Annotated in this window: 22 protein-coding genes; 7 read left to right on the top strand and 15 right to left on the bottom strand. The window is 66.4% G+C overall.

Features of this window, described 5'->3' with window-relative positions; all coding sequences use genetic code 11:
• Positions 1–30: 30 nt before the first annotated feature.
• Positions 31–633 (bottom strand): TetR/AcrR family transcriptional regulator, encoded by a 603-nt coding sequence (locus ABZX86_RS22655; RefSeq protein WP_355126406.1) that lies wholly within the window; start codon positions 631–633, stop codon positions 31–33.
• A 59-nt stretch (positions 634–692) separates the two neighbouring features.
• On the opposite strand from ABZX86_RS22655, the gene ABZX86_RS22650 reads away from it, so the two are divergent.
• Positions 693–1361: a DUF305 domain-containing protein gene (locus tag ABZX86_RS22650; protein WP_355126404.1), complete on the top strand. Its 669-nt coding sequence runs from the start codon at positions 693–695 to the stop codon at positions 1359–1361.
• 133 nt (positions 1362–1494) lie between these two features.
• On the opposite strand, the gene ABZX86_RS22645 is transcribed toward ABZX86_RS22650, so the two are convergent.
• Complete coding sequence (locus ABZX86_RS22645; protein WP_355126402.1) at positions 1495–2742, bottom strand: helix-turn-helix transcriptional regulator; 1248 nt, start codon at positions 2740–2742, stop codon at positions 1495–1497.
• 146 nt (positions 2743–2888) lie between these two features.
• Between ABZX86_RS22645 and ABZX86_RS22640 the strand changes: the two genes are divergently transcribed.
• Together ABZX86_RS22640 and ABZX86_RS22635 are read left to right on the top strand one after the other, a co-directional pair.
• Positions 2889–3881 (top strand): hypothetical protein, encoded by a 993-nt coding sequence (locus ABZX86_RS22640; protein ID WP_355126400.1) that lies wholly within the window; start codon positions 2889–2891, stop codon positions 3879–3881.
• A 17-nt stretch (positions 3882–3898) separates the two neighbouring features.
• The gene (locus ABZX86_RS22635; RefSeq protein ID WP_355126398.1) at positions 3899–6283 is read left to right on the top strand and encodes a glycoside hydrolase family 3 C-terminal domain-containing protein; all 2385 of its coding nucleotides are present in this window, start codon (positions 3899–3901) and stop codon (positions 6281–6283) included.
• A 30-nt stretch (positions 6284–6313) separates the two neighbouring features.
• Here ABZX86_RS22635 and ABZX86_RS22630 read toward each other — a convergent pair whose 3' ends face one another.
• From ABZX86_RS22630 to ABZX86_RS22595, 8 genes are all read right to left on the bottom strand, one after another.
• A complete protein-coding gene (locus tag ABZX86_RS22630; protein WP_355126396.1) occupies positions 6314–6679 on the bottom strand; it encodes a VOC family protein in 366 nt (121 codons plus the stop codon).
• A 30-nt stretch (positions 6680–6709) separates the two neighbouring features.
• Positions 6710–7249, bottom strand: a complete 540-nt coding sequence (locus tag ABZX86_RS22625) for a DUF779 domain-containing protein (protein ID WP_355126858.1) — start codon at positions 7247–7249, stop codon at positions 6710–6712.
• Complete coding sequence (gene adh / locus ABZX86_RS22620) at positions 7246–8769, bottom strand: aldehyde dehydrogenase (RefSeq protein ID WP_355126394.1); 1524 nt, start codon at positions 8767–8769, stop codon at positions 7246–7248. The genes ABZX86_RS22625 and adh overlap by 4 nt, the downstream gene beginning before the upstream one ends.
• A 94-nt stretch (positions 8770–8863) precedes the next feature.
• Positions 8864–10093, bottom strand: a complete 1230-nt coding sequence (locus ABZX86_RS22615) for a transcriptional regulator (protein WP_355126857.1) — start codon at positions 10091–10093, stop codon at positions 8864–8866.
• A 230-nt stretch (positions 10094–10323) separates the two neighbouring features.
• The gene (locus tag ABZX86_RS22610) at positions 10324–11232 is read right to left on the bottom strand and encodes a short-chain dehydrogenase/reductase (RefSeq protein WP_355126392.1); all 909 of its coding nucleotides are present in this window, start codon (positions 11230–11232) and stop codon (positions 10324–10326) included.
• The gene (locus ABZX86_RS22605; protein ID WP_355126390.1) at positions 11232–12704 is read right to left on the bottom strand and encodes an NAD(P)/FAD-dependent oxidoreductase; all 1473 of its coding nucleotides are present in this window, start codon (positions 12702–12704) and stop codon (positions 11232–11234) included. Before ABZX86_RS22605 ends, ABZX86_RS22610 begins: the two co-directional genes overlap by 1 nt.
• A 32-nt stretch (positions 12705–12736) precedes the next feature.
• Positions 12737–13768 carry a PDR/VanB family oxidoreductase gene (locus tag ABZX86_RS22600; protein ID WP_355126855.1) on the bottom strand — a complete coding sequence of 344 codons (1032 nt, stop codon included), beginning with the start codon at positions 13766–13768 and terminating at the stop codon, positions 12737–12739.
• A 44-nt stretch (positions 13769–13812) separates the two neighbouring features.
• Positions 13813–14706 (bottom strand): metal-dependent hydrolase, encoded by an 894-nt coding sequence (locus ABZX86_RS22595; RefSeq protein ID WP_355126388.1) that lies wholly within the window; start codon positions 14704–14706, stop codon positions 13813–13815.
• Positions 14707–14803: 97 nt separating this feature from the next.
• On the opposite strand from ABZX86_RS22595, the gene ABZX86_RS22590 reads away from it, so the two are divergent.
• Positions 14804–15418 carry a helix-turn-helix domain-containing protein gene (locus tag ABZX86_RS22590; RefSeq protein WP_355126386.1) on the top strand — a complete coding sequence of 205 codons (615 nt, stop codon included), beginning with the start codon at positions 14804–14806 and terminating at the stop codon, positions 15416–15418.
• A gap of 9 nt (positions 15419–15427) precedes the next feature.
• Here ABZX86_RS22590 and ABZX86_RS22585 read toward each other — a convergent pair whose 3' ends face one another.
• Together ABZX86_RS22585 and ABZX86_RS22580 are read right to left on the bottom strand one after the other, a co-directional pair.
• A complete protein-coding gene (locus tag ABZX86_RS22585) occupies positions 15428–16657 on the bottom strand; it encodes a helix-turn-helix domain-containing protein (RefSeq protein WP_355126384.1) in 1230 nt (409 codons plus the stop codon).
• Positions 16658–16684: 27 nt separating this feature from the next.
• Positions 16685–18256 (bottom strand): amidohydrolase family protein, encoded by a 1572-nt coding sequence (locus ABZX86_RS22580; RefSeq protein WP_355126382.1) that lies wholly within the window; start codon positions 18254–18256, stop codon positions 16685–16687.
• Positions 18257–18346: 90 nt separating this feature from the next.
• Here ABZX86_RS22580 and ABZX86_RS22575 point away from each other — a divergent pair, with 90 nt between their 5' ends.
• A complete protein-coding gene (locus ABZX86_RS22575) occupies positions 18347–19162 on the top strand; it encodes a GNAT family N-acetyltransferase (protein WP_355126380.1) in 816 nt (271 codons plus the stop codon).
• A gap of 221 nt (positions 19163–19383) precedes the next feature.
• Positions 19384–19548, top strand: coding sequence for a hypothetical protein (locus ABZX86_RS22570; protein WP_327140442.1), 165 nt, complete (start codon positions 19384–19386; stop codon positions 19546–19548).
• Positions 19549–19570: 22 nt separating this feature from the next.
• Here ABZX86_RS22570 and ABZX86_RS22565 read toward each other — a convergent pair whose 3' ends face one another.
• On the bottom strand, positions 19571–20380 hold the full coding sequence (locus ABZX86_RS22565) for a DUF1206 domain-containing protein (protein ID WP_355126378.1): 810 nt from the start codon (positions 20378–20380) through the stop codon (positions 19571–19573).
• A gap of 178 nt (positions 20381–20558) precedes the next feature.
• Between ABZX86_RS22565 and ABZX86_RS22560 the strand changes: the two genes are divergently transcribed.
• Positions 20559–21005: a hypothetical protein gene (locus tag ABZX86_RS22560; RefSeq protein WP_355126376.1), complete on the top strand. Its 447-nt coding sequence runs from the start codon at positions 20559–20561 to the stop codon at positions 21003–21005.
• A gap of 40 nt (positions 21006–21045) precedes the next feature.
• Here ABZX86_RS22560 and ABZX86_RS22555 read toward each other — a convergent pair whose 3' ends face one another.
• Both ABZX86_RS22555 and ABZX86_RS22550 read right to left on the bottom strand, forming a co-directional pair.
• Positions 21046–22344, bottom strand: coding sequence for a family 1 glycosylhydrolase (locus ABZX86_RS22555; protein WP_355126374.1), 1299 nt, complete (start codon positions 22342–22344; stop codon positions 21046–21048).
• Between the two features lie 96 nt (positions 22345–22440).
• Positions 22441–23295: a universal stress protein gene (locus ABZX86_RS22550; protein ID WP_355126372.1), complete on the bottom strand. Its 855-nt coding sequence runs from the start codon at positions 23293–23295 to the stop codon at positions 22441–22443.
• Positions 23296–23338: the final 43 nt, after the last annotated feature.

The raw sequence follows: 23338 nt of genomic DNA, 5'->3' as shown, positions 1-23338 counted from the left end.
CATCACCGCGGTACCTTCCATCGCTCGACCTCAGGTGTGGCGGGCGGCCACGCCCTGGGACGCCATCACGTAGAGCGCGTCGGCCAGGCTGGACACGAATGCGTCGGACTCCCCGCCGCCGCGCACCAGGGCATGGAATGTGGTTGTGCCGGAGAGGATCTCGAACAGGAATTCGGAATCCGCGCCCGGCGGTATGCGGCCGTCGTCGACCGCACCGCCGAGCAGTTCGGCGAAGGCCTTGCGGGCCGGGGCACCGATGGCCAGCAGTCGGCGGCGCGCCTCCTCGGTCTGGGAATCGGCCAGCAGGCCTGGCACACCCGCGCGGGCGGCCGGGCTTTCGGCCCGCACCAGGAAGATTCGCACCCAGGTCGCCAGATCGGCACGCAGATCACCGGTCGGGTCCGGCGGCGGGTGGCCCCCCGGACCGTGAATTGCCTCCTCCAGCAAGGCCTGCCGACTCGGCCAGCGCCGATAGATCGCCGGAGTGTTGACTCCGGCGCGTCTGGCGATCGCGACCACGGTCGTCTGCGGGTAGCCCACCTCGGCGAGCAGATGCCGGGCGGCAATGAGCACCGCGAGGTCCTTGTCCCCGTCGCGAGGCCGGCCGGGGCGTGGCTGGTTATCCGAAGTCACTATTACATAGTAGCCTGTTACGTTATTTCGACGTGGTCAGGACCAGGCGAGAGAAGCACATGAGAAGATTTCCGGCTCGGCACCACTGGATAACCGCTGCGGCGCTCGGCTCGCTGGGACTGCTCCTGCTGGTGCTGGGCGCAACGGCCCGGCCGCTGTTCATCGCCGAAAACCCCTCCTCCACAACGATTCTCAATGCCACCGAGATCGGCTTCACCCAGGATATGCTCGCCCACCACCAACAGGCGCTGATCATCGTGCAAAGGCTGAGTCCCGATGCCGACTCGACGGTGCGCCAGCTCGCTCAGCAGATCGCCGACAACCAGCGGATCGAGATCGGCATGATGATGGGCTGGCTCCGCCTCGCCAATGCCGTACCCACCGATCCGCACCCGATGGCGTGGATGCACGACTCCAGCACATCCATGATGGCCGGTCACGCACATCCGGCGCCGCCCGCGACTACAACTCCGGCGACCACCATGCCCGGAATGGCGAGCTCCGCCGAACTCGACGCACTGTCCGCGGCCTCCGGGCGCGATGCGGAAGTCCTTTTCCTGCAACTGATGCAGCGCCACCACTACGGCGGCGTCGCCATGGCCCAGACCGCCGACGCACTGCTCACCGGCGGTCAGGTCAAACTGGCCGCGCGGGATATGGTCAGCACCCAGAGCCAGGAGCTCGGCTTCATCGGACTGCTTCTCGCCCAGCGCACCGGGCTCGGGTAGCACCGCACCGGGCGCTGCCTCCGGCTCCATCGGCGCCACCTCCGGCTCGACCGGGCGCTGCCTCCGGCTCCATCGGGCGCTGCCTCCGGCTCGATCAGGCGCTGCCTCCGGCTCGACTGGCGCTGCCTCCGGCTCAGTGGTTGATCGTGATATCCGAGATCGCGGTGCGCACCTCGCGAATATCGGCGGACGCCGCGGCGAATTCAAGTGATTCGTGCTGAAAGTCGCGCAGGCGGGCCGCTGCACGGCCGCCGGCTCGGGGTCCGGCCAACTCGAGGGCGACTCCCGCCAGTTCGGCGGCCCGGTCCGGTTCGCCCAGCATCAAATGCAGTCGGGCGGTGGAGGTCACCGTCATCACCGGCGGAACAATATTGCCGGGCAAGGGAGTTCGGTCCATGCCGAAGGCCGCACCGGCCAGCCGCGGACGCGTCGCGACCAGATGCCGGTAGCTGGGGCCGAGCAGTTCCGATTGCCTGCCCCGGCTCGGCCAGGTACGCCGGGGTCCGAGTAGGAAGCTCAGATTCAATGCGGTCAGGCTCCGGTCGACCGGGGTATCCGCGGGCGGGGTCGCGGCGGCCTCCAGATGACATTCCGTGGCGTAGGCGGTTTCCCGCTCGAACGCGGTGGTGTCGCCGACGATGCCGTACGCGGTGGCCTGCAGATGTGCCAGCGTCCCGCGCAATCGCGGGCTCGCGGACCGGCGGGCGACGTACTGCGCGAGCTGGGCCACCTCCAGTCCGTCCTCAGGACGGCCCTGGTCCAGGTACTGCATGGCCAATCCGGCCAGAGCGGCCGCGGCCAGGCTGGCATCACCGGCGATATGCGCCAGGCGCGCGGAACCCAGGTAATACCGGCGGGCGGAGTCGGTGTCCTCGATATCCCAGGACATGGCGGCGGCGATATCGGCGAGTTCCGCACCGGCGTGCAGGGCCTGTTCGGCACGGCCGGCTCTGGGCGAGAGCTGTTGCAGCCGAGGAAGATTCGCCTCCAGCCAGTCGATCACCGCACGGCGGGGCGGTGTCGATTCGGACCACTGCAGGCCGCGCGCCCACCTCGCCAATCGCTCGGCCGCACCCAGTTCCGCGAGGGTGAAACCGGTTTCCGCGCCACCGGCAAGAGTGCTGGGCACCAGGAACGACGCCAGCTCGATCGACAGCTCACCCTCGGACCGCGCGGGCATCGGCACCTGCGCGTACAGCGGACTCAGCGATATACCGAGCGCCGACTCGTAGGCGGTGACGTGCTCGGCCCGGGCAACTCGCGCACCGGTTTCCAGTTGCCCGAGGTATGGCTTCGAATAGTTCGTCCGCGCGGCCATGCCCTGCAGGCTCAGCCCGGCCGCCATCCGCGCGGTGCGCAGCGCACGCCCGATCTCCGTCATGCGCCCCGCCTCTCTGCAGGCCGACCGGTTCGTCCCGGATCGAGTATTTCGCCAGAATACGTCCGACCGCATCCGCCGTCTGCAACTGTCTGCAGAACGCTGCGGACGGGCCCGGACCAGTCATAACGGCCATAACGTCTGCGTTCGTGAATGACAGCAGTCGAAAATCCACACGGCAGCGCGGCCGTGTCCATACCGTCGCAGCGGCAATCGCGCTCTCCTGCGCTGCGATCTCGGTCGTGGCCCCGGCCCAGGCGGCACCCGACTATCAGCCCGGCGGGCCGGTCGAAGCCACCTATCACGCGGCCGGTCCCCATCCGGTAGCCAAGCGCGCCGGGACCGACTGCTGCAGTTCCACCGGAGATGCCTGGGATATCTGGTACCCGGCGGATCTGGGCGCGAGCGGCACTCGCCACCCGGTCATCACCTGGGGCGACGGCACCTGGGCTCATCCGCGGGAGTACGACTTCCTGCTGTCCCACCTGGCCTCCTGGGGATTTGTGGTGATCGCCCCCGACCTGACCAATACCGGTTCGGGCACGCAGATGCTCGACGGCGTGAACTTCCTGACCCAGCAGAACAGCGATCCGAACAGCGAGTTCTACGGGAAGATCGATACCTCCGCGGTCGCCACCATGGGCCACTCCCAGGGCGGGCTCGGCGCGCTCAACGCGGCGGCTCATTCGAACGGCCTCGTCAAAACAACGGTCACCCTCGAGATGCCGGGCCAGGGGCTGTGCGACAGCATGCCGCCGGGTGTCCTCGACCTGAACTCCTGTCATGTCCCCACCGGTCAGATCTCGAATTCGGTGCTGCTCATCAGCGGCACCGCGGACCCCATCACCTCGGCCGACTCCCCCAGCGGGAACGCCATGCAGGACGTCTACAACGCGCTGCCCGCATCGATCCCGAAGGCCCGCGCGGCGCTGATCAATGCCAGCCACAACGACATCCAGGGTCAGCCCGGATGCACCAATTTCGGCTGCAATGACGGTGTCGACGGCTACCTCGGCTACGTGACCGCATGGCTCCTGGACCGGCTGTCCGGCGATGCCCAGGCGCACAGCGTATTCGTCTCGGGCACAGGCGAATTCCAGCACAACGCGCACTGGGCCGACCAGCAGAGCAATATCAATTGAAAGGGGAAGACCCGCATATGGACGACCGCATCGACCAGTTGCTGGCCAAGCTCGACCTACCGGCGAAGCTACGACTCATCTCCGGAGCCGGTCTGTTCCGGCTGGCGGGCGATCCCGGCATCGGGCTCGCGGAGATGCCGATCTCGGACGGACCGTCCGGGGTGCGCGGGGAGAGCATGGACGAGCCGGATCCGTCGGTGAGTCTGCCGTCGGGCACCGCGGTGGCCGCGACGTGGGATCCGGAGTTGCTCACCGAGATCGGCGCGCTGATCGCCGCCGAGGCGCGGCGCAAGGACGTGTACGCGGTGCTGGGACCGACCATCAATCTGCACCGCTCACCGCTGGGCGGGCGGCACTTCGAATCCTTCTCCGAAGATCCGCTGCTCACGGCCGAGATGGCTGCCGCCTACGTGCGCTCGGTCCAGGCCAACGGGGTAGGCGCGTGCCCGAAACACTACGTGGCCAACGATTCCGAGACCGAACGCTTCAGCGTGGACGTCCAGGTCTCCGACCGCGCGCTGCGCGAGCTCTACCTCTACCCGTTCGAGCGCGCGGTCGAGGCCGGCGCCTGGATGATCATGGATGCCTACAACGGCGTGAACGGCGCAGCCATGTCCGACAACCCCCTGCTGGACGAACCCCTCAAGGGCGAATGGGGATTCGACGGCGTGGTGGTCTCGGACTGGGGCGCCGTCCGCACCACCGAGGCCGCCTCCGGGGGCACCGATCTCTGCATGCCCGGCCCGCCGATGCTGTGGGGTGAGCCGCTGCTGGCCGCGCTCGACGCCGGGACGGTCTCCGAAGACGCGATCGACGAAAAGGTCCGGCGCATACTGCGATTCGCCACCCGGGTCGGAGCGCTCGACGGAACTCCGCTGCCTACCCAGGATTTCACCGATAACCAGGCGCGGAATCTGGTGCGGCGGTTCACGACGCAGTCGATGGTACTGGTGCGCAATGACGGAACGCTCCCGCTGAGCCCGGGCACGACGGTCGCGGTGCTCGGACCGTCCGCCGCCGAACCGCGCATCATGGGCGGCGGCAGCGCCACCGTGTTCCCGACCCACATCAGCACTCCGCTGGCCGGATTGCGGGCCGTACTGCCCGTGACACATACACCGGGCGTCCGCCTGATCGAAGGGCTGATCGCCGCACCGACAGAGTTGATCACCGATCCGGAGATCGGAACGCCCGGAGTGCGGGTGCGCTACTTCGACGGCGCCACCGAGATCGGCGCCCGGCATCGCAGCATCGCCCACATGGTGCTGCTTGGTGACGAATTGGCCACCCGCGCAACACATATCGAAATGCACGCACGGCTGCGCGCCGATACCGCGGGCGAATGGCAGCTCGGCTTCGGTGGCATCGGCGAGGTGCGACTCGATATCGACGGGACCCCGGCGATCGACGAAAACGTCGTCGATGCCGCGGGCGATCCGGTCGCGGCGCTGCTGGAACCGCCGCAGCGGTCGGTGGCCCGCATCCTGGCCGCAGGTCAAGAGGTCGACCTGCGTCTCACGATCGCGGTCCCCGAGGCCATACCCGGACTGGGCGTCCTGCTGGCCTTCCTGCTCGGCATCGATCGTCCGCAGCGGCCCAAGGACGAAGAGTTCGCCGCCGCAGTCGAATTGGCGCGCACCGCCGACGTCGCGGTGGTCCTGGTCGGCACCAGCGAGAAGATCGAGAGCGAAGGCACCGACCGCACCTCCCTGCGCTTGCCCGACCGCCAGGACGACCTCGTCGCCGCGGTCGCGGCCGTGAATCCGCGCACCGTCGTCGTGGTCAATTCCGGTGCGCCGGTGGAGATGCCGTGGCGCGAGGACGTCGCCGCGGTGCTGCTGACCTGGTTCCCCGGTCAGGAATTCGGCGACGCGCTCGCCAATGTCCTCACCGGAGTAGCCGAACCCGGCGGCCGCCTGCCCACCACCTGGCCCAAGACCATTACCGACGTCCCGGTCCTGCACACCACACCGGCGGACGGCGTCCTCGCGTACACCGAGGACATCCACATCGGCTACCGCGCCTGGCTGCGCGCCGGGACCGAACCCGCCTACCCCTTCGGGCACGGACTCGGTTACACCACTTGGTCTTCCAGCGATCTGCGGGTCACGGGTCGCACGGTGAGCATTACCGTGACCAATACCGGCACCCGCACCGGAAAGCAGGTCTACCAGGCCTACCTGTCCCGCCCGGACAGCACGATCGACCGACCGGTCCGATGGCTGGCCGGCTTCACCGCCGTCACCCTCGGCTCCGGACAGTCCCGCACCGTCGACATCGACCTCCCCCGCCGCGCCTTCGAACACTGGACGCCCGAGGGCTGGGAAATCGAACCCGGCACGTTCACCCTGCACGTCGGAACCTCGGTCACCGACCTTCCCCATACGACGGAGGTGAGCTGATCGAGGTTGTCGGTCATTACGCCCGGTATCTCATTCGGCCGGGTCGTGTGTCGCGATCTGCCAGGTGTTGGACCACGGGTCGCGGACCATTGCGCGGCGATCGCCGTACGGCGTGAGGGCCGGCGCTTCGAGCGAGGTCGCGCCGGCGGCCATCGCTCGGAGGTACGTGGCGTCGGTGTCCTCGACGTAGACGTAGAGGAAGGCGGGCATTTCTTCTCGTTGCCCGCTGCCGCTGACCATCACCAGGGAGTCGCCGATCCGCATTTCGGCCGGTGATTCGGCACGGAATTCGCCGTCGGCCTCGAAGACGTCCCTGATGAATGCGACCAGTTTCTCGGGATCCGCCGAAACGATGCGCGGTATCACCGTCGGCCAGCCGTCGGGTTTGAATGCCATAGCTCGATTGTCCCCTGATCGACGCGCGGGTCAGCGGATTTCGCGGCCGGGGATCGGGCAGGCGTCGGCGGCTTCGGCGACGACCTGGGGTTCGGCGGAGGGCGCGGGTCGCTCGCCGCGCTCGAAGTCCGCGCCGGTGATGATCGCGACGGTGTTCAGGACGTCGAGTTCGGCCGGATCGAATACCCTTCCGCGACTGAGGAATCGGAAGCCCTCCGGCGATTCCAGACTGAATCCCGAACCCCGGCCGGGGACCATGTCGAGCACCAGCTGGGTGTGCTGCCACGCGGCGAACTGCGGACCCGAAATCCACACCTGCACAACCTCTTCCGGCCCGGGAGTGGAGTCCGGCGATTCACCGGTCCGCAAGCGCAGGTCGAGCAGTCCGAGCAGGACGTCACGATCGCCGATAATGAATTCGCCTGCGGGATAACACATGGGGGCCGAGCCGTCACAGCATCCGCCGGACTGGTGCAACATGAGCGGTCCGTGCGTATCGCGGAGGCGACGGAGCAGATCCATCGCCGCCGCGGTGGCACGCGCCCGCCGGGGAGCGGGGGCAGGCATCAGAAGAAGCCCTGAGCCTTCCCTGCATAGCTGACCAGAAGGTTCTTGGTCTGCTGGTAGTGATCGAGCATCATGCGGTGGTTCTCACGGCCGATACCGGACTGCTTGTAGCCACCGAACGCCGCATGCGCGGGGTACTGGTGATAGGTATTGGTCCACACCCGCCCGGCCTGGATATCGCGCCCGGCCCGATAGGCCACCGCGCCGTCCCGCGACCAGACGCCCGCGCCGAGCCCGTACAGGGTGTCGTTGGCGAGTTTGATGGCATCGTCGTAGTCCGCGAACGACGTCACCGAGACGACCGGGCCGAAGATCTCCTCCTGGAAGATCCGCATGGAATTGCTCCCGGTGAACACGGTCGGCTGCACGTAGTAGCCGCCGGACAGGTCGCCGCCCAGATCCACGCGCTCACCGCCGGTGAGCAGGGTCGCGCCCTCGGCCTTGCCGATCTCGATGTAGGACAGGATCTTCTCGAGCTGATCATTGCTGGCCTGCGCGCCGATCATGGTCTCGGTATCGAGCGGATCCCCCTGGCGCACAGCCTTGGTGCGCACCACGGCGGAACTCAGGAACTCGTCGTAGATATCGGCCTGGATGAGCGCGCGCGACGGACAGGTGCAGACCTCGCCCTGATTCAGCGCGAACATGGTGAAGCCCTCGAGCGCGCTGTCCTGGAAATCATCGTTCGCCGCAAGCACATCCGAGAAGAAGATGTTCGGGCTTTTACCGCCGAGCTCGAGCGTCACCGGAATCAGGTTCTGCGAGGCGTACTGCATGATCAGCCGGCCGGTGGTGGTCTCACCGGTGAAGGCGATCTTCTTGATGCGCGGGCTGGAGGCGAGCGGCTTACCCGCCTCGACGCCGAAACCATTGACGATATTGACCACACCGGGCGGCAGCAGATCGCCGATGAGGCTCATGAGGAACAGAATCGAGGCCGGGGTCTGCTCGGCGGGCTTGAGCACCACCGCATTGCCGGCGGCGAGCGCTGGTGCGAGCTTCCAGATGGCCATGAGGATCGGGAAGTTCCACGGAATGATCTGGCCGACAACGCCGAGCGGCTCGTGGAAGTGGTAGGCGACGGTGTCGGAGTTGATCTCCGACAGCGAACCCTCCTGTGCGCGAACGGCTCCCGCGAAGTACCGCAGATGATCGATGGCCAGCGGGATATCCGCGGCCATGGTCTCGCGGATCGGCTTGCCATTGTCCCAGGCTTCGGCGAGCGCCACGGCTTCGAGATTGGCCTCGATGCGATCGGCGATCTTATTGAGGATGTTCGCGCGTTCGGTCACCGAGGTCTTGCCCCAGGCGGGGGCGGCGGCGTGCGCGGCGTCCAGGGCGAGCTCGATATCCTCCGCGGTGCCACGGGCGACTTCACAGAACGTCTGCCCCGTAACCGGAGTCGGGTTCTCGAAGTACTGACCCTTGACCGGCGCCACCCATTCGCCACCGATCCAATTGTCGTAGCGGGAGGGGTAGGACATCGCGGCGTCGGGGGTGCCGGGGCGGGCGAAGACAGTCATCGAAAGGCTCCTCGATCTGCTGACGGATATGGCAGTCAGGTGTGACCCAGGACACTACGAGCGGGCATGTTGCAGCACCGTTGCAAGAAGCTGGTCAGATGCCCAGCTTGCGATCGAGTAGCGTCAACTGCGCCTCCACCTGGGCATATACCGACGAATTACGATCCATCGAGCCGAGGTACGCGGTCCATGCGGCAATATCCTCGCGCCCGTCCACACAGCTGGTCCAGCGCGCCAGCAGGCGTGGATCACCGGTCGACAGCAGGCTCGCACGCAACCGCCCGTGCAATTCCGCGCGCAGCTCGGTGATGCCCGGCGCGAGCGAACGCGGCAGCAGCGGTCCCGGATACGCGCGCATCGCGGCCGCCGCGTCACCGCGCGCCAGCGCCCGCCGCACCTCGGCGAGGTCGGTATCGAGGTCCATCAGCAGTCGATACGGCCGGGACGCCAAACCGTTCGCGCCCAGTATCTTTCGCACCCGCGACATTTCCGCGCGAACGGTCACCGGATCCAGCTCGGACTCATCGAGCAGCATGCTCAGATGCTCGGCGCTCAATCCCTCCGGATGAGCGGCCAGCAGCACCAGAATCTCGGCATGCCGCTGCGACAGGCGAATTCGCTCACCGGCGACGGTGAGCGCGGGCCGGCCCGGGCCGAGCACCTGCAATCGGGCGGTCGTGGGATCGGGGACCGTGGGCGCACCGAGCAGCTGCAGTCGCAATTCCGATTCCGCCGCCACCACCGTCGCCCGAATCAGCGCCAGCACCTCCGGCGCGGCGACCCGCGGACCGCCGGTGATATCGATCGCTCCGATGACCTTGCCGCTCAATGGATCATGCACCGGTGCGGCCGTACAGCTGAATGCGTGCGCGGCCCGGCTGAAATGCTCCGCCCCGAAGATCTGCACATGATGATCGAGAGCGAGCGCGGTCCCCGGCGCATTGGTGCCCACCCGGTCCTCACTCCAGTCCGCGCCCTCGACGAAGTTCATCCCCGCGACACGATCCTTGACCTTCGAATCACCCTCCACCCACAGCAGCCGGCCCCGCGCATCACTGATCGCGACCAGCAGTCCGGCGTCCGCCGCATCCTCGACCAGCAGTTTCCGCACCACCGGCCGAATCAGGGCCGTGGGATGTGTTGCCCGATACCGCTGCAGATCGAGCCCGGCCATTCCCACCGCGCCACCGAACCCATCCGGATCCACCCCACTGCTGCGGCTGCGCCGCCACGAATCCAGCACCACCGACCGTACCGAATCCCCACTCGGCCTTACCGAAGGCAGCCTGGCCCCCTCGATAAAAGAGCTGTGCGCAAACGACATCCGCACCGCCAGCTGCGTAACGTCATCCTCGGGCCGAACGGCAACCCACGGGCTGCCCTGCGCAACAGTGCTCAATAGTCGTCCTTCACGTCCCCACCACTGTAACGCCGGTCACTCCGGCAGCACACCGCCGAAGTCCACCGCGATCCCACGCGGACAGTCGATGACTGGCAGATCCGGCCGCTATCACCGGCGAAACACCCTGGCGCGGCGGAAACCTCGTTCGGCGATCACACCGGTTCCCAGCTGCGGCGCTCGGTCCCCCACACGCGCTGCTCGACGGCATCGACCAATTCGTGTACTCGGGCATCGCGGGCCATCTTGCTGTCCAGTACGACGTTCACCGCGCCGCGCAGCAGGGCATACGGCTCCCAGCCGATCGGGGCGATGGTGCGGGGTGCGCGGCGGGCGATGCCGTCGGCGATTGTCAGGGCGGCCTCTTGTGCGGTGATCCGGATGCTGAGCGGCCAGGGCAGCATGTCGCCGAGGCGGCGGCCCAGTTCGTCGTCGTCGAGGGTGTCATGGGTCATCGCGGTTTCCACGACGCCGAAGTAGGCGACGCCCGCGCTCGCGCCGACGGCGGCCAGCTCGACCCGCAGTGCGCGACCGAGCTGTTCGACGGCTGCTTTGCTGATCATGTACGGCGATCCGCCCGCACCCGGTGCGAAGGCCGCGGCCGAAGACACCACGACCACATGGCCTTTCGCGGCAATGACCTGCTCGAGCGCGGGGCGCACGGTATTGAACACCCCGGTGAGATTGACGCCGATCACTCGATCGAAGTCGCGGCCGTTCATGACGCGCAGTGTTGCGGGCTTGGGCACGATCCCGGCATTGGCGACCACCACGTCGAGCCGGCCGAAGCGTTCCACCACCCGGGCGGTCACCTGCTCCATGGCCTCGCGGTCGGCGACATCGGCGGTGATCGCCACCGCGCGCTCACCCAGTGCGGCGGCCGCGGCGCGAGCGCCCGCCTCATCGATATCGGCCAGCGCCACCGATGCGCCGCGCGCGTAGAGAATCTTCGCCAGCTCCAGCCCGATGCCCTGACCGGCGCCGGTGATCAATACCGCCTTGCCGTTCACGTCGTAGGAAGGACCGGCCATCCAGCCCAGCGGGTTCCACGTACCGATGCCCATCACGCACTCACCTCATAAGAATCGATATCGAATCGGCTTGTGCGGCAGCGGTATTCGAAACTCCAGTTCGGATACAGACCCGCATTGTGGCCGTCCGCCGTCGTGTAGTAACTCTGACATCCGCCGGTGAGCCACACTGTCGAACGGCTGCGCTGCTCCATCTCGTCCAGGAACGCCTCCTGCACCTCCGGCCGCACCTCGACGCGCTGAACACCACGCTCGCGCATGGTGCGCAGGGCGTCCACGATGTAGGCGACCTGCGATTCGATCATGAAGATCGCCGACTGATTTCCCGCCGCGCCGAACGGGCCCAGCGTGCAGAAGAAGTTCGGGAATCCGGCGAGTGCGGCGCCCAGATAGCTTTGCGGCCGTTTGGCATACACCTCGGCGGCGGTAATGCCGTCGCGCCCGGTGAACCGTTCGAACGCACCCGGAACGGATTCGAAACCCGTGCCGTAGATGATGGTGTCGATCGGATGCTCGATACCATCGCGCGTCACGATGGAGTGCGCACGCACCTCCGCGATCCCGGTGGTGACGACCTCGACATTGTCCTGATCGAGCGCGGGCAGATAGGCATCGGAGAAGATGGCGCGTTTGCAGCCGATCATGTAATCGGGGGTCAGCTTCCGGCGCAGCCCGGGATCGCTGATCTGACGGCGCAGCTGCATCTTGCCCAGCAGCTCGTACGGATGCCGGAATCTATTGTCCACGAAGCCGATCAGCCCGAATCCCTCGATCAGCGTGTAGTAACCCCCGCGAATCGCCTTGCCCACCGCGGGGACCCGGCGCAGCAGCGATCGTTCCAGTGCGGTGGTGGTGCGATCCATGCGCGGCACGATCCACGGCGCCGAGCGCTGGAACAGCGTGAGCGCGGCGACCTGCGGCTGGATCTCGGGCACGAACTGCACCGCTGAGGCGCCGGTGCCGATCACCGCGACCCGCTCGCCGGTCAGATCGTGCTCGTGATCCCAGTGCAGTGAGTGAAAGCTCTTGCCCTGGAAGGTTTCCAGACCGGGCAGCGACGGATACTTCGCATCACTGAACACCCCGGTCGCGGAGATGACGAAGTCCGCCGTCAGCAGACCATCGGCGGTGTGCACCCGCCAGATCGACTCCGACTCGTCCCACGTCGCCTGCACAACCTCAGCGCCGTAACGGATTCGGCCGGCGATATCATTCCGGTTCGCCACCGAGCGCAGGTATTCGAGAATCTCCCGCTGCCTGCCGTAGGTTCGAGACCAGTTCGGATTCGGCGCGAACGAATAGCTGTACAGCTGCGAGGGAACATCACACGCGCAGCCGGGATAGGTGTTCGCCTGCCAGGTGCCACCGAGGTCGTCCGCGCGCTCCAGAATCACCAGATCGTCGAAACCGGCCTCCCGCAACTTGATCGCGAGCCCGATGCCGGCGAACCCGGCGCCGATAATGACGATATTCCTGTGCTCGAGCGATCCGGCCTGAGTTTCCATGGACGTCGTCGTCCTTTCTAGATGTCGAGCGGTCAGAGATCGAGCACAAGACCGTCGCCGGCCGCTCGCGATACGCAGGTGAGCATGGACGTCGCACGCTCGGAATCAGGCAGGGTGCGGTCGCGGTGCTCTACCCCGCCCGCCAGTACCGCGACTTTGCAGGTGCCGCAGAAGCCCTGCTGGCAGGAGTAGACAACGCCGGGTAGTTCGCGGCGAATCGCGGCGAGCGCGGTCTCCTCCGCCCCGACCCGCACCGTGGTCCCGGTCCGCGCCAGACGGATGTCGAACTCCCTGCCGTCGACGACCGGCAGCGCCGAAAAGCGTTCGGTGTGCAGCGATCCCGTCGGATTGAGCACGAAGGTCGTGCGCTGCGCAGCCGTCAGGACCGGCGGCGGACCGCAGACGTACACCGCCGCACCCGGTTCCGCGCGACGGATCAGCTCTTCGACATCCGCGACCCCGAATTCATCGTCCGGACGGATGTCGATCTCTCCACCGGTGCACGCACTCAGCTCGTCCAGGAACGGCATGCTCGCGCGTGATCTGCCGAGATAGACCATCCTCCAGCGAGCTCCGGCATCGTGGGCGGCCTGCACCATCGGCAGGATCGGCGTAATGCCGATACCACCGGCGACAAACAGGTACGCGGGCGCCTCGACAAACGTGAACGCATTGCGCGGCCCGCGAATTCGCAGGGGGTGACCCGCGCGCAGGACCTCGTGCACCTCACGAGATCCCCCGCCACCGTCGTGAATGCGCCGCACCGCGATCCGATACCGCAGCCGGTCCGCCGGATCACCGCAGAGCGAATACTGCCGCTGGCGGCCCGAGGGCAGGAACACATCCAGATGCGATCCCGGCGTCCAGGCGGGCAGCCGCGCGCCGTTTCCCGCGACCAAGGTCAGACTCACCACGTCCTCGGCCTCGGCACGCACCTCATCGACCACCAGATCCAGCTCGAACCCACTGCGCCGCACCGGGTTCGGACGCGACAGCACATGCGCGGACCGGCCGGAGACGAAGACCTGCTTATAGGCATCCAGAGCCGCCACCAGAGCGCGCATTGCCACCGGCGGCGCGTATTCCTTCACCACGGTCCCGGTCCCCATCAGTGCCCGGCCGCGCGCGCAGCCGGCGACTGCGCCAGATACCGCAGCGCGACATCCATGGGCCCGAGCTGCGAGGGATGAAAGCCCGGGCGCAGATACCGCGGCATCTCGGTGAAGAACGTCGTGAAACTCGGAATTACGCCGCGCACAGTCGCATTGACGAACTGCAACGGCCAGAACCTACCCTTGTCCGGCAGTGGATCCTGGCGGTAGAGATACGCCGTCGACACGATGAACAGCGGCAGCAGCGTGGCACTGGCCAGCACCGCGGTCCGGGCTTTGCGCGCATAGCTGCCATCGACATACATGTACGCGTCGTAGACGACACTGCGGTGCTCGACCTCTTCGGCGCCGTGCCAGCGCACCAGGTCCAGCATCGTCGGATGCATGCCCTTCGCCTCGAGAATGTCGGCCTTCAGCAGCCACTCACCCAAGACCGCGGTGTAGTGCTCCATACCCGCGAAAAGCCCAAGCCGCTCCTTGAGCCACTCTTCCTTCGCACGACCGCTCAGACCGTGGTCACCCAGGATCCGATCCACCAGCCACGCAACCATATTCACGTAGGACTCGACATCCAGCCCGATCGACTGCAGATGCCGGCGCGCGCCTTCGTGACTGCTGGCGTGCATCGACTCCTGGCCGATGAATCCCGCGACCTCCTCGCGCAGCCGCTCGTCCTCGATCAGCGGCAATGCCTCGGCAAGGCAGTTCGCCATCGCCCGCTCACCCTCCGGGAGCACCAGGTGCATGACATTGACGATGTGGGTGGCCAGCACCTCACCGGGGATGTAGTGCATCGGCACCGACGCGAAGTCGAAATGGACGTCGCGAGCATGAATCGCATGCGCTTCGTCGCCGTAGTGGTGCCTCGTCGCACCAGCCTTATCAGCCATGCCCTGAACGTACAGTGACACAAATTGCATTGCAATGTTGCAGCTACAAATCTCTCCAGAATGTTGCAGAGGACCTGATCTCTGCTAGCGTCGAAGGGTGACCACTCCGCCTATGACCTCGAAGAACGCCCTCGAAACAGCCGATTCCATCGAATCGCGCATCCTCGACGCCGCGCTGGTCCAGTTCGAGCAAGTGGGCATCAAGAAGACCACCATCGAGGACATTGCCCGCCGCGCCGGCGTCGACCGCGTGACCGTGTACCGCCGGGTCGGCTCTCGCGATGATGTCGTGCAGCACGTCACGACCCGCGAGGTCGCACGGGTGCTCGCCGAACTGGCCGAGATCCCCGAGCGCCACCACACCCTCGAGGATCTGGTCGCCGACATCTTCGTCACCGTCGTCACCCGCTGGCGCACCCATCCCCTGCTCAACAAGATGCTGGCCCTGGAGCCGGAACGGGTACTGCCGCAACTCACTACAGACGGCGGGGCCACCTTCGTCATGGCGCTCGCGGCGACAACGGGCGCACTGCAGCGCGCGGTCGAGGACGGGATGCTGCCGGACTCCGCCGATCTGGTCACCCGCGCGGAGATCATCTGCCGAATCGTCCACTCGCTCGTCCTGCAACCGGAGGGCACCACCCCGCTGGGCACCAGCGAGGAACTCGACGCCTTCGCGCGAAAGTACTTGGCGCCGATCATCTCCGGATGATCGACTCCCTCAGCCGAGGGTTGCCAGGGCGAGCAGTTTGGCCAGATCGCGCCGGATCAGGTGATGATCGTGGCGCGCCAGTTTCTGCAGGGTGCGATGTGCGCGCCAGTCGTAGCGAATATCCTCCGAGCAGGCCCGCTCGACCTGCTGCAGTGCGAACACCGCGGCGAAATCCTCACCGCGCAAGCTGTAGGCGTAGGCCGTGGTCAGGAAGTACCCGACTCGCACATCGATGGCGGACTCGTCGGGGATATCGGTTTCCGCCGCCAATCGGATGGCGTCGTCGACCCGCCCGAGGCGCAGATCGATATCCATGCCGGTGATCGCGATTTCCTTGGCCCCGAACCGAACTCGTCGATCCGAGGAGTCCGGTCCGAGCTCGTCGGCCAGCTGCCCGGCCTGCGCGAGCAGCGCCGCGGCAGCCTCGGCGTCCAGCCGTGCGGCGGCCGCCTCGGCGGCCACCAGCAGCAGCGCCCCGTCGACAAAAGCCGCGCGCTTATCGTCCCCGGCGTTCACCCGCAGCCACTTCGACGCGGTCACCGCATAGTCGAAACTCTCGGCGTGATAGCCCATCGCCAGCAGCACACCGGCCATATGCCAGCAACTGATCGATATGGCGAGCGGCTCGGAGTTGCGCGCCAGGATGCCGATGGGCCGATCCGCGACCAGCCAGGCGAGATTGTGCTCGCCGACACGGGTGAACAGCAGCCGGGCCAGCTGATAGGCGTCGACGAGCAGCCGGCCCGACTCCTCGACCGGTTGTGTCGAATCCGATTGCGCCGCAGCGCGAACCACGCGCGCCGCCACCAGCACCTGGGGCAGCCGCGCTGCCAGTTCCGTATAGCGGCCGGGCGAGCCCAGCCATACCTGCCAGCACTGCTCCAGCCCGTCGTGGACGGAATCGATTGTCGGCGAACCTGATTCGAGAACGATATCCGGGTGCACGGACGGATGGTTCATCACCGCCCGGGTGAGCGGCGCCATGTCCAGCCCCACATCGTGCGCGATCGGCCGGTTCAGCGCCGACCAGCCGACCAGCTCCATCGGACTCTCGAAATGCAGCACTTCGGCCAGCCGCGTGGCCATTTCGATGCTGTCGAGGCGGCAGCGGCCGACCTCCACCTGACGCAACCACTCCTCGCTGCGGCCGGACAGTTGCGCGACCACTCTGCGCGACAAGCCGAGCCGTCGGCGACGCAGCTCGATTCGCTCTCCCGCGGTGAGTATTCGGTGATCCATATCGGAAGCTATTCTGCTCCAACAATCTCACCCCGGATAGAGGGGAACACCCGGCAATCTTCCGGTGAGATGTCCCCGGTGCAGAACCGGAATACCCGCGACAACAACATCATCTATTCCGGTGGCCAAACGGAATGGTCTGATATAGGTGGCATGATCGCTGATCGCGGCCGGATCGATAACAATCACATCAGCCGCCTGGCCAATCGCAATGGTGCCGCGATCATGCAACCGGAATCGCGCGGCCGGACGGGCGGACAGGTGCACCACGGCCTCTTCCCAGGTCCAGTCCCCCAGCTCTATGACATGTCGGCGGATCAGCCGGGCGAAGGTGCCGTAACCGCGTGGATGAGGTTGCTCGCCGATATAGATGCCATCCGACCCACCCATATGCGCATTGTGGCGCAACAATTCCCGAATCGATTCCTCGTCTTCGGAGAAATCGATCACCACACCGGCGTCAAGTGCGGTATCGACAAGGACGTCGGCACAGAGATCGGCCGGATCGACACCGGCCGCGTCGGCGGCATCGGATATCCGCATTCCGATCGCCCACCGGTACGACCCGGCGGGCACATGGGACAGCGTCAATGTGCGCCACTGCGCGGGATCGCTCTCCGCGGCGAACCGCCGGCGCGCAGTGCGATCGGTCAATCGATCGAGCACGCGGTCGAGTTCGGCGCCGCCGAACCAGTCCGGCAGCATTCGCGCCAGGATGCTGCAGCCGCGCCCGTACGGGTAGGTGTCGTAGGTGATGTCGATACCGCTGCGGCGGGCGGCGTCCACCAGCCCGACCAGCTGACCGCTCGGACCGTGGTAGTGCGAAACATGCACCGCCACCCGGGCTTCGCGGCCGATCGCGGAGGCCTCCACCATGCCCAGCTCCGCCTGTTGACCATAGCCGCGCATATGGGTCACATAGGGCAGCCCCAGGCGCGCGGCCGGAGCGCAGAGCGCGGCGAGTTCGTGCACTGTCGCGAAGCGGCCCGGCAGGTACCCGAGACCCGACGAAATGCCCGCCGCGCCTTGGTCGATGCCCTCCTCGACGAGCCGGACCATGGCCGCCAGCTGGTCCGCGTCGGGCGGCTTCGGCGAACCCCGCATGACGCTGTATCGCACGGTCCCGTGCGGCACCAGGTAGACCGTGTTCACCGCCGTCGTGCCCCGATAGCCGTCGAGCAGTTCCGCGACGGTCAGCACCTGTCCGGAATCGATCGACGATGACTCGGGCTCCCCCGGTTCCGTCGCCCGGTAGCCGTTCACCGCGGCGAAATACCTTGATACCCATGCCAAGGCCGCCGAGGTGGCGGGTGCGAAGGACAATCCGTCCTGACCCAGGACAACGGTTGTCACTCCCTGCCGCAGCAGCGCCAACTGCGGGCCCTGCTCATGAATGACCGCATCGGCGTGCAAATGAGCATCGATGAATCCCGGGGCCACATAGCGCCCCGATGCGTCGATCTCGTGCCGCGCATGCGCTCCGTCGCATGCGCCGATCTCCCGCATACGATCGCCGACTATCCCGATGTCTGCACGGTAGCCAGGGCGACCGGTTCCGTCTAATATCAGGCCGCCACGAATTAGCACATCGAAATGCATTGTCCCCGAAGTTAACCTATCAATAACTGATGGGTGAATGACCGGGAGCGGGTACGGTTTCATGATCCTTTTGAGCAACACTTTCGCGTTATGGCAGCCATGACCGAATTCATCAAAGTCAACGAGCTGAACGAGCTCGACAGCTGGTCCGACCCGATCACCTTGTACCGGGACGTATTCGGCTTGAAGTCGGACGATCCCGCCCCCAGTTCCCGACTGCTCGCAGCTCTCACCCACAATGGCGGAATTGTGCTCGGCGCCAAGGTTAATGGGCTATTAGCTGGGTTCAGTTACACCTTCCTGGGCCGTGACCTGACCTGCGAGGGCCACGCTGCCTCCCTCTATCACTATATGGAGTTACTGGTGGTCCGCGCGGAGCTACGGAACCTCGGGGTCGGCCGGGTCCTGATGCATCGCCTGCGTGATATCTCGCTCGCCCGCGGCGTCGATACCGTGCGCTGGGCCTATGATCCGCTGCGCACCGACAACGCCTACTTCTACCTCGATGTACTCGGCGCCCGCAGCCGCGGATTCGCGCCGAATCTGTACGGCGTCGAGGACACTGGACGCGATCAGGGCCGTCCCACCGACCGCATTCTGGCCCACTGGGACCTCACCGCACCGCCACACCGGCACTGGCCGCCACCGCCCGCCGGACTCGATATCGGGAACCCCGCCATCGATCCCCGCAGCGGAACGGTGCTGCTCGCGGTGCCCTCGGTGTACGGCGAGCATCCCAGCCGCGACCTCGTTGTACGGCAGCAGCGGATTTGCGCGGTGCTCGGCCATCTCATCGCGGACGGCTTCCACGCCGTGTCATGCCAGCGGGCCACCGACGGCCAGGCGGTGTACCGGCTCATCCGGCGTGATCATGCCGAGCCACCCCAGCTGGGCCGCCCCAGATAACTTGGGGCGGAATCACCAGATTCGTTTGGCGCCGAACGTCATCGGCGAATTGGGTCAATACCCACCACCGCGCCGTTCCCCCACCGCAGGGGCCGGAAATCCGCCAACACGGATACGCAATAGCGCCCGCGCGGCTGCCTAGCCTGAAAACGAACCGTCGCCGGCCTCGGCACAATCCGTACCGGATCGGCCGACGCGATGGCGAATCGGCAGGAGCCGCAATGCTGTTCGACACCCAACTGGTTCTGGTACTGATGGCGTCGCTCTGGTCGATCGCCATGCTGCTCGCGGTTGCGACGGCCGTACTCGCCCACGATCCCAAGAAACGAGCCGATGCCCGGAAAGTGGTGTCCGCGCTCCTGCACTTTCACCTGCCGCCCAGGTGATTTCCGCGACGGCCGTGCCCGGCTACATCTTGGTGGACCGGGCCATGACGAAGCTGTAGAGGCCGTAGGTAATGATGCCCAGCCCCGCCACGACGAGCAGGAACGCGCCGTACGGTTGCGCGCCAAGGGTTTTGAACGCGCCGTCGAGTCCGGTGGCCTTGTTCGGCTGGGACTGGGTCGCGGCCAGGATGATCAGCAGCCCGGCGGCGGCGATGGCCAGGCCCTTCGCGATGTATCCGATCGTGCCCAGCCAGCGCACGAAGTCGCTGGTGACGCCCTTCAGATCTTGCAGGAAGCTCCGGCTGAATCCCTTGTATACGTGGTAGCCACCGACCCCGATGATGATCAGCCCGCCCGCGACCAGACAGACCGTGCCCGTCGTGGTGTGCATGAGCCGGGCGGTGAGCCCCGCGCTCTGCGCCCCACTGGATTTGCCGCGCCCACGGGCAAATCCCAAGGCGGAGAAGGCGAATGCGAAGTAGACCACTGCCACGCAGAATGCCTTGAAGCGATCGACCGCCTCGGCCTTCTTGCTGTCGGCGCCGGGTTGAGACGCACTGCCGAGCGCAGTTTCGGCGAGCCGCCACAGCGCCATCACCAGAAATGCGACAACGCCTATCCACAGCGCGATGATGCCGCCCGGCTTACCGGCCAGCTCCGTCATGGCGCCGGACTGGTCGGCGGTCCCACTCGCACCGCCGAACGCGATACGAATGGCGAGATAACCGATGAGCAGATGCACGATGCCGCTCATGACGAAGCCGGCCCGCGCGAACCGCTCGAAGACACTGTTCTGCGCAATCCGGCCCGCAACGGAGGTCGAGTTGTCCATGGTTCCTTCCGGGCGGTCGATCGTCCGATACGGCTGGCCCGCCCATGCCATGGTTGCCCCGCTGAGCCGAGATGAATCACGCGAATGAGAAGATCGGGACGTACCTGGCTGAGGTCTACGCGGCAGGTCATCGTTGCAGCACTCCATTGGATGGCACTCACCCGAAGGAATTCGCATCATGACAGCTCACACGTTCCGGCGCGGCCTCGCGGCTCTCGCCTGCTCTTCCGCGGCCGTGCTACTGCCCGCCGCCCCGCATGCCGGCGCGGAGATCGTCGGCGTCATCGTCTACAACACGGGTAGTCAGGGTCCGGTCATGGGTTGTCCGCAGACCATCGAGGCGGGTATCACCGACCCGGCCGGCAGCGCATTCGAGATCACCGACAACGGCGCGCCGTTGCAACCGGTCACGCTCGATCCGAACGGGGATCCGCAGGTGCTGTGGACCCCGGGCACTCTGGGCTGGCACACCATCGAGGTGCGGCAGCACAAGCCGGACGGCTACACCGCCGGCGGGCACCTCGACATCGAGGTGCACCGCGTCGGAATCAATTCCGGCAGTGTGTGTCTCGCCGACGGGCTGCCGCTCTGGATCAACCCGCAGACCGGCTCACTGTTCACCTGAGACGGCCGGCGTCTCGGCGGCGCTGACTCCGCGCGCGGAGTCAGCGGACGGTGACCGGGGCGATGCAGCTCGAGGGCAGGTCCTGCAGTGAGCAGAGCGCGGGGGCCCGGGTGGGCAGGTAGCCCGCCGGGACTCCGCCGGAGGTGGCGATGTCGTGGTATGCGCCGACGGCATCGGTAGGGCGGCGGGTCAGGCCGGGATCGGTGGTGACGTCCACGGTGTAGAGGCCGAAACGTGGTGAGTAACTGCCCCATTCGTAATTGTCGGTAATGCTCCAGTAGTTGTAGCCCATGACGTTCATGCCGTCGGCCTTCGCGCGCTGCACCCAGTAGACGGTGTCGCGCAGGTCATCCGCGCGGGTCATGCCGTCGGTGGTCGGCGAGCCGTTATCGGAGGGCATACCGTTCTCGACGATGTAGAGGGGCCGGCCCGGAAACTTCTGCGAATATCTGCGCAGCACGTAGTAGATGCCCTCGGGCTCGAGCACAAGGCTCGACGGCTGATTGGTCAGCATCGCAGCCAGATTCGGCGGATTGCTCAGCGATCCGCCGTAGTAGTAATCGATTCCGACGTAGTCGAGCTTGTCGGCGATCCGGTCGACGAAGGACGCATCGGCCTGGGCCGCACCGATATCCGAGTAGGCGATATTGCTGGTGACCATCGCATCGGCCTGCCGGGAGTGGATGTAGTCGTAGATCCCCCGGTGCGCGGTGACCATTCGATCGATCATGGGCGCGACATCGAGCGCGCCGAGATCGCCGATCCGCTGCTCCTGTCCCACATACGCCAGCGGCTCGTTGAACGTGACCCACAGCGGATCGGATCCGGCATAACGATCCACCACCGCACGGGCATTCGTCAGCCAGTCATTGACCATGCCCGGATTGCGCCAGCCGCCACGATCGACCTCCCACCCCGGGAACACCCAGTGGTCCAGGGTGATCATCGGCCGCATTCCGGCCGCGCGGATCCGCGCGATCACGCTGTCGTAGAAGGAGAAATCCCATTCGCCCGGACTCGGTTGCACCCGCGCCCACTCCACGCTGATCCGGTAGACGCCGACACCGATATCGGCCGCATGCTGGATGTCCTCACCGTAGCGATGAAAGAAATCGACGGAATCGCGATAGCCCTCGGCCCGGCCGGATCCGGCGTACCGGCTCCAATTGCTGTCGGGCGCGGAGCCTTCGCTCTGGAACCCGGAACTCGATACACCCCACAGGAAATTGCCGCCGACCGATGGTAGCCCGGGATCAGCGGAGGCACTCCCGGGTACGGTGACCGCGCACAGTGCAGCCAAAGCGGTACATACCAGCGCAAACAGTGCACGATATCCCATCTCATCGAGAGTACCTCCCGGAGAGCCGGTTTCGTTGCGCACCGATCAGATTGCCGGTGCGCTACCCGAACTCGGGCCCCCACCGGCAACGACGATTCAGTCGCTGTTGCCGGTCGATGGCCGCGCAATAATGGTGGGACAGCTGATCTCGTCCAGCACCGCCTGGCTCGTCGATCCGATAATCATGGCGGACAATGCGTTTCGCCCGTGGCTGCCGAGCACCATGAGCTGCGCATTCGCCGCTCGTTCGATCAGATGATCGACCGCGTAGCCTTCGACGACGGCCCGGTGCACCACGACGTCGGGATAGCGTTCGCCGTAACCGGCAAGGTTCGCCGCCAGCAGCGCCTCCGGCTCTTCCTCCAGCTCAGGACGGGTGCCGTGCAGCATGGGCCGAGTCCAGGCGTGCACGGCGACAAGTTCCGCCGAACGCGAGGACGCTTCGTCGAATGCGATCTGAATGGCGACGGTGCTGTAGGCCGACCCGTCGACGCCGACCACCACCGGACCCGGCTTCGCGCCGCCACCGCCGAAGGTGGCCGGAATCACCGCAACCGGACAGCGCGCCCGGCGCGCCACCGCACTGCTCACCGAACCCAGCACACCCGCGCCGTGCCCGCCCGCGCCGACGACCAGCAGCCGCGCCTGCTCGGAGAAGTCGACCAGGACCGAGATCGACGGCGTATCCACCACAAAGGCCTCGATATCCACGGTCCCCACCGGCGCGGCGGCCGCGATCGCCGCCTCGGTCGCCTGTGCGACGACCGCATCCCCGTCCCGCTGCAGAATCTCTTGATCATGAGAGATCGGCGCGTCCTGTTCCGGCACTCCGGCATAGACGAGGTGCAGCGGGCAGCCGTGCCGCGCGGCATCGACCGCGGCCCAGCGCACCGAGGCCAGAGCCGCGTCCGAACCATCGATTCCGACAACGATCGGCCGGTTGGCAACCATCGAAAATCCTCCTCCTGCGTCACAGTGGCCTCGACATCCGGCT

Origin of the sequence: Nocardia sp. NPDC006630 (genome assembly GCF_040611495.1) — a bacterium.
Lineage (GTDB): Bacteria > Actinomycetota > Actinomycetes > Mycobacteriales > Mycobacteriaceae > Nocardia.
This window is presented reverse-complemented; position numbering and strand designations above follow the sequence as displayed.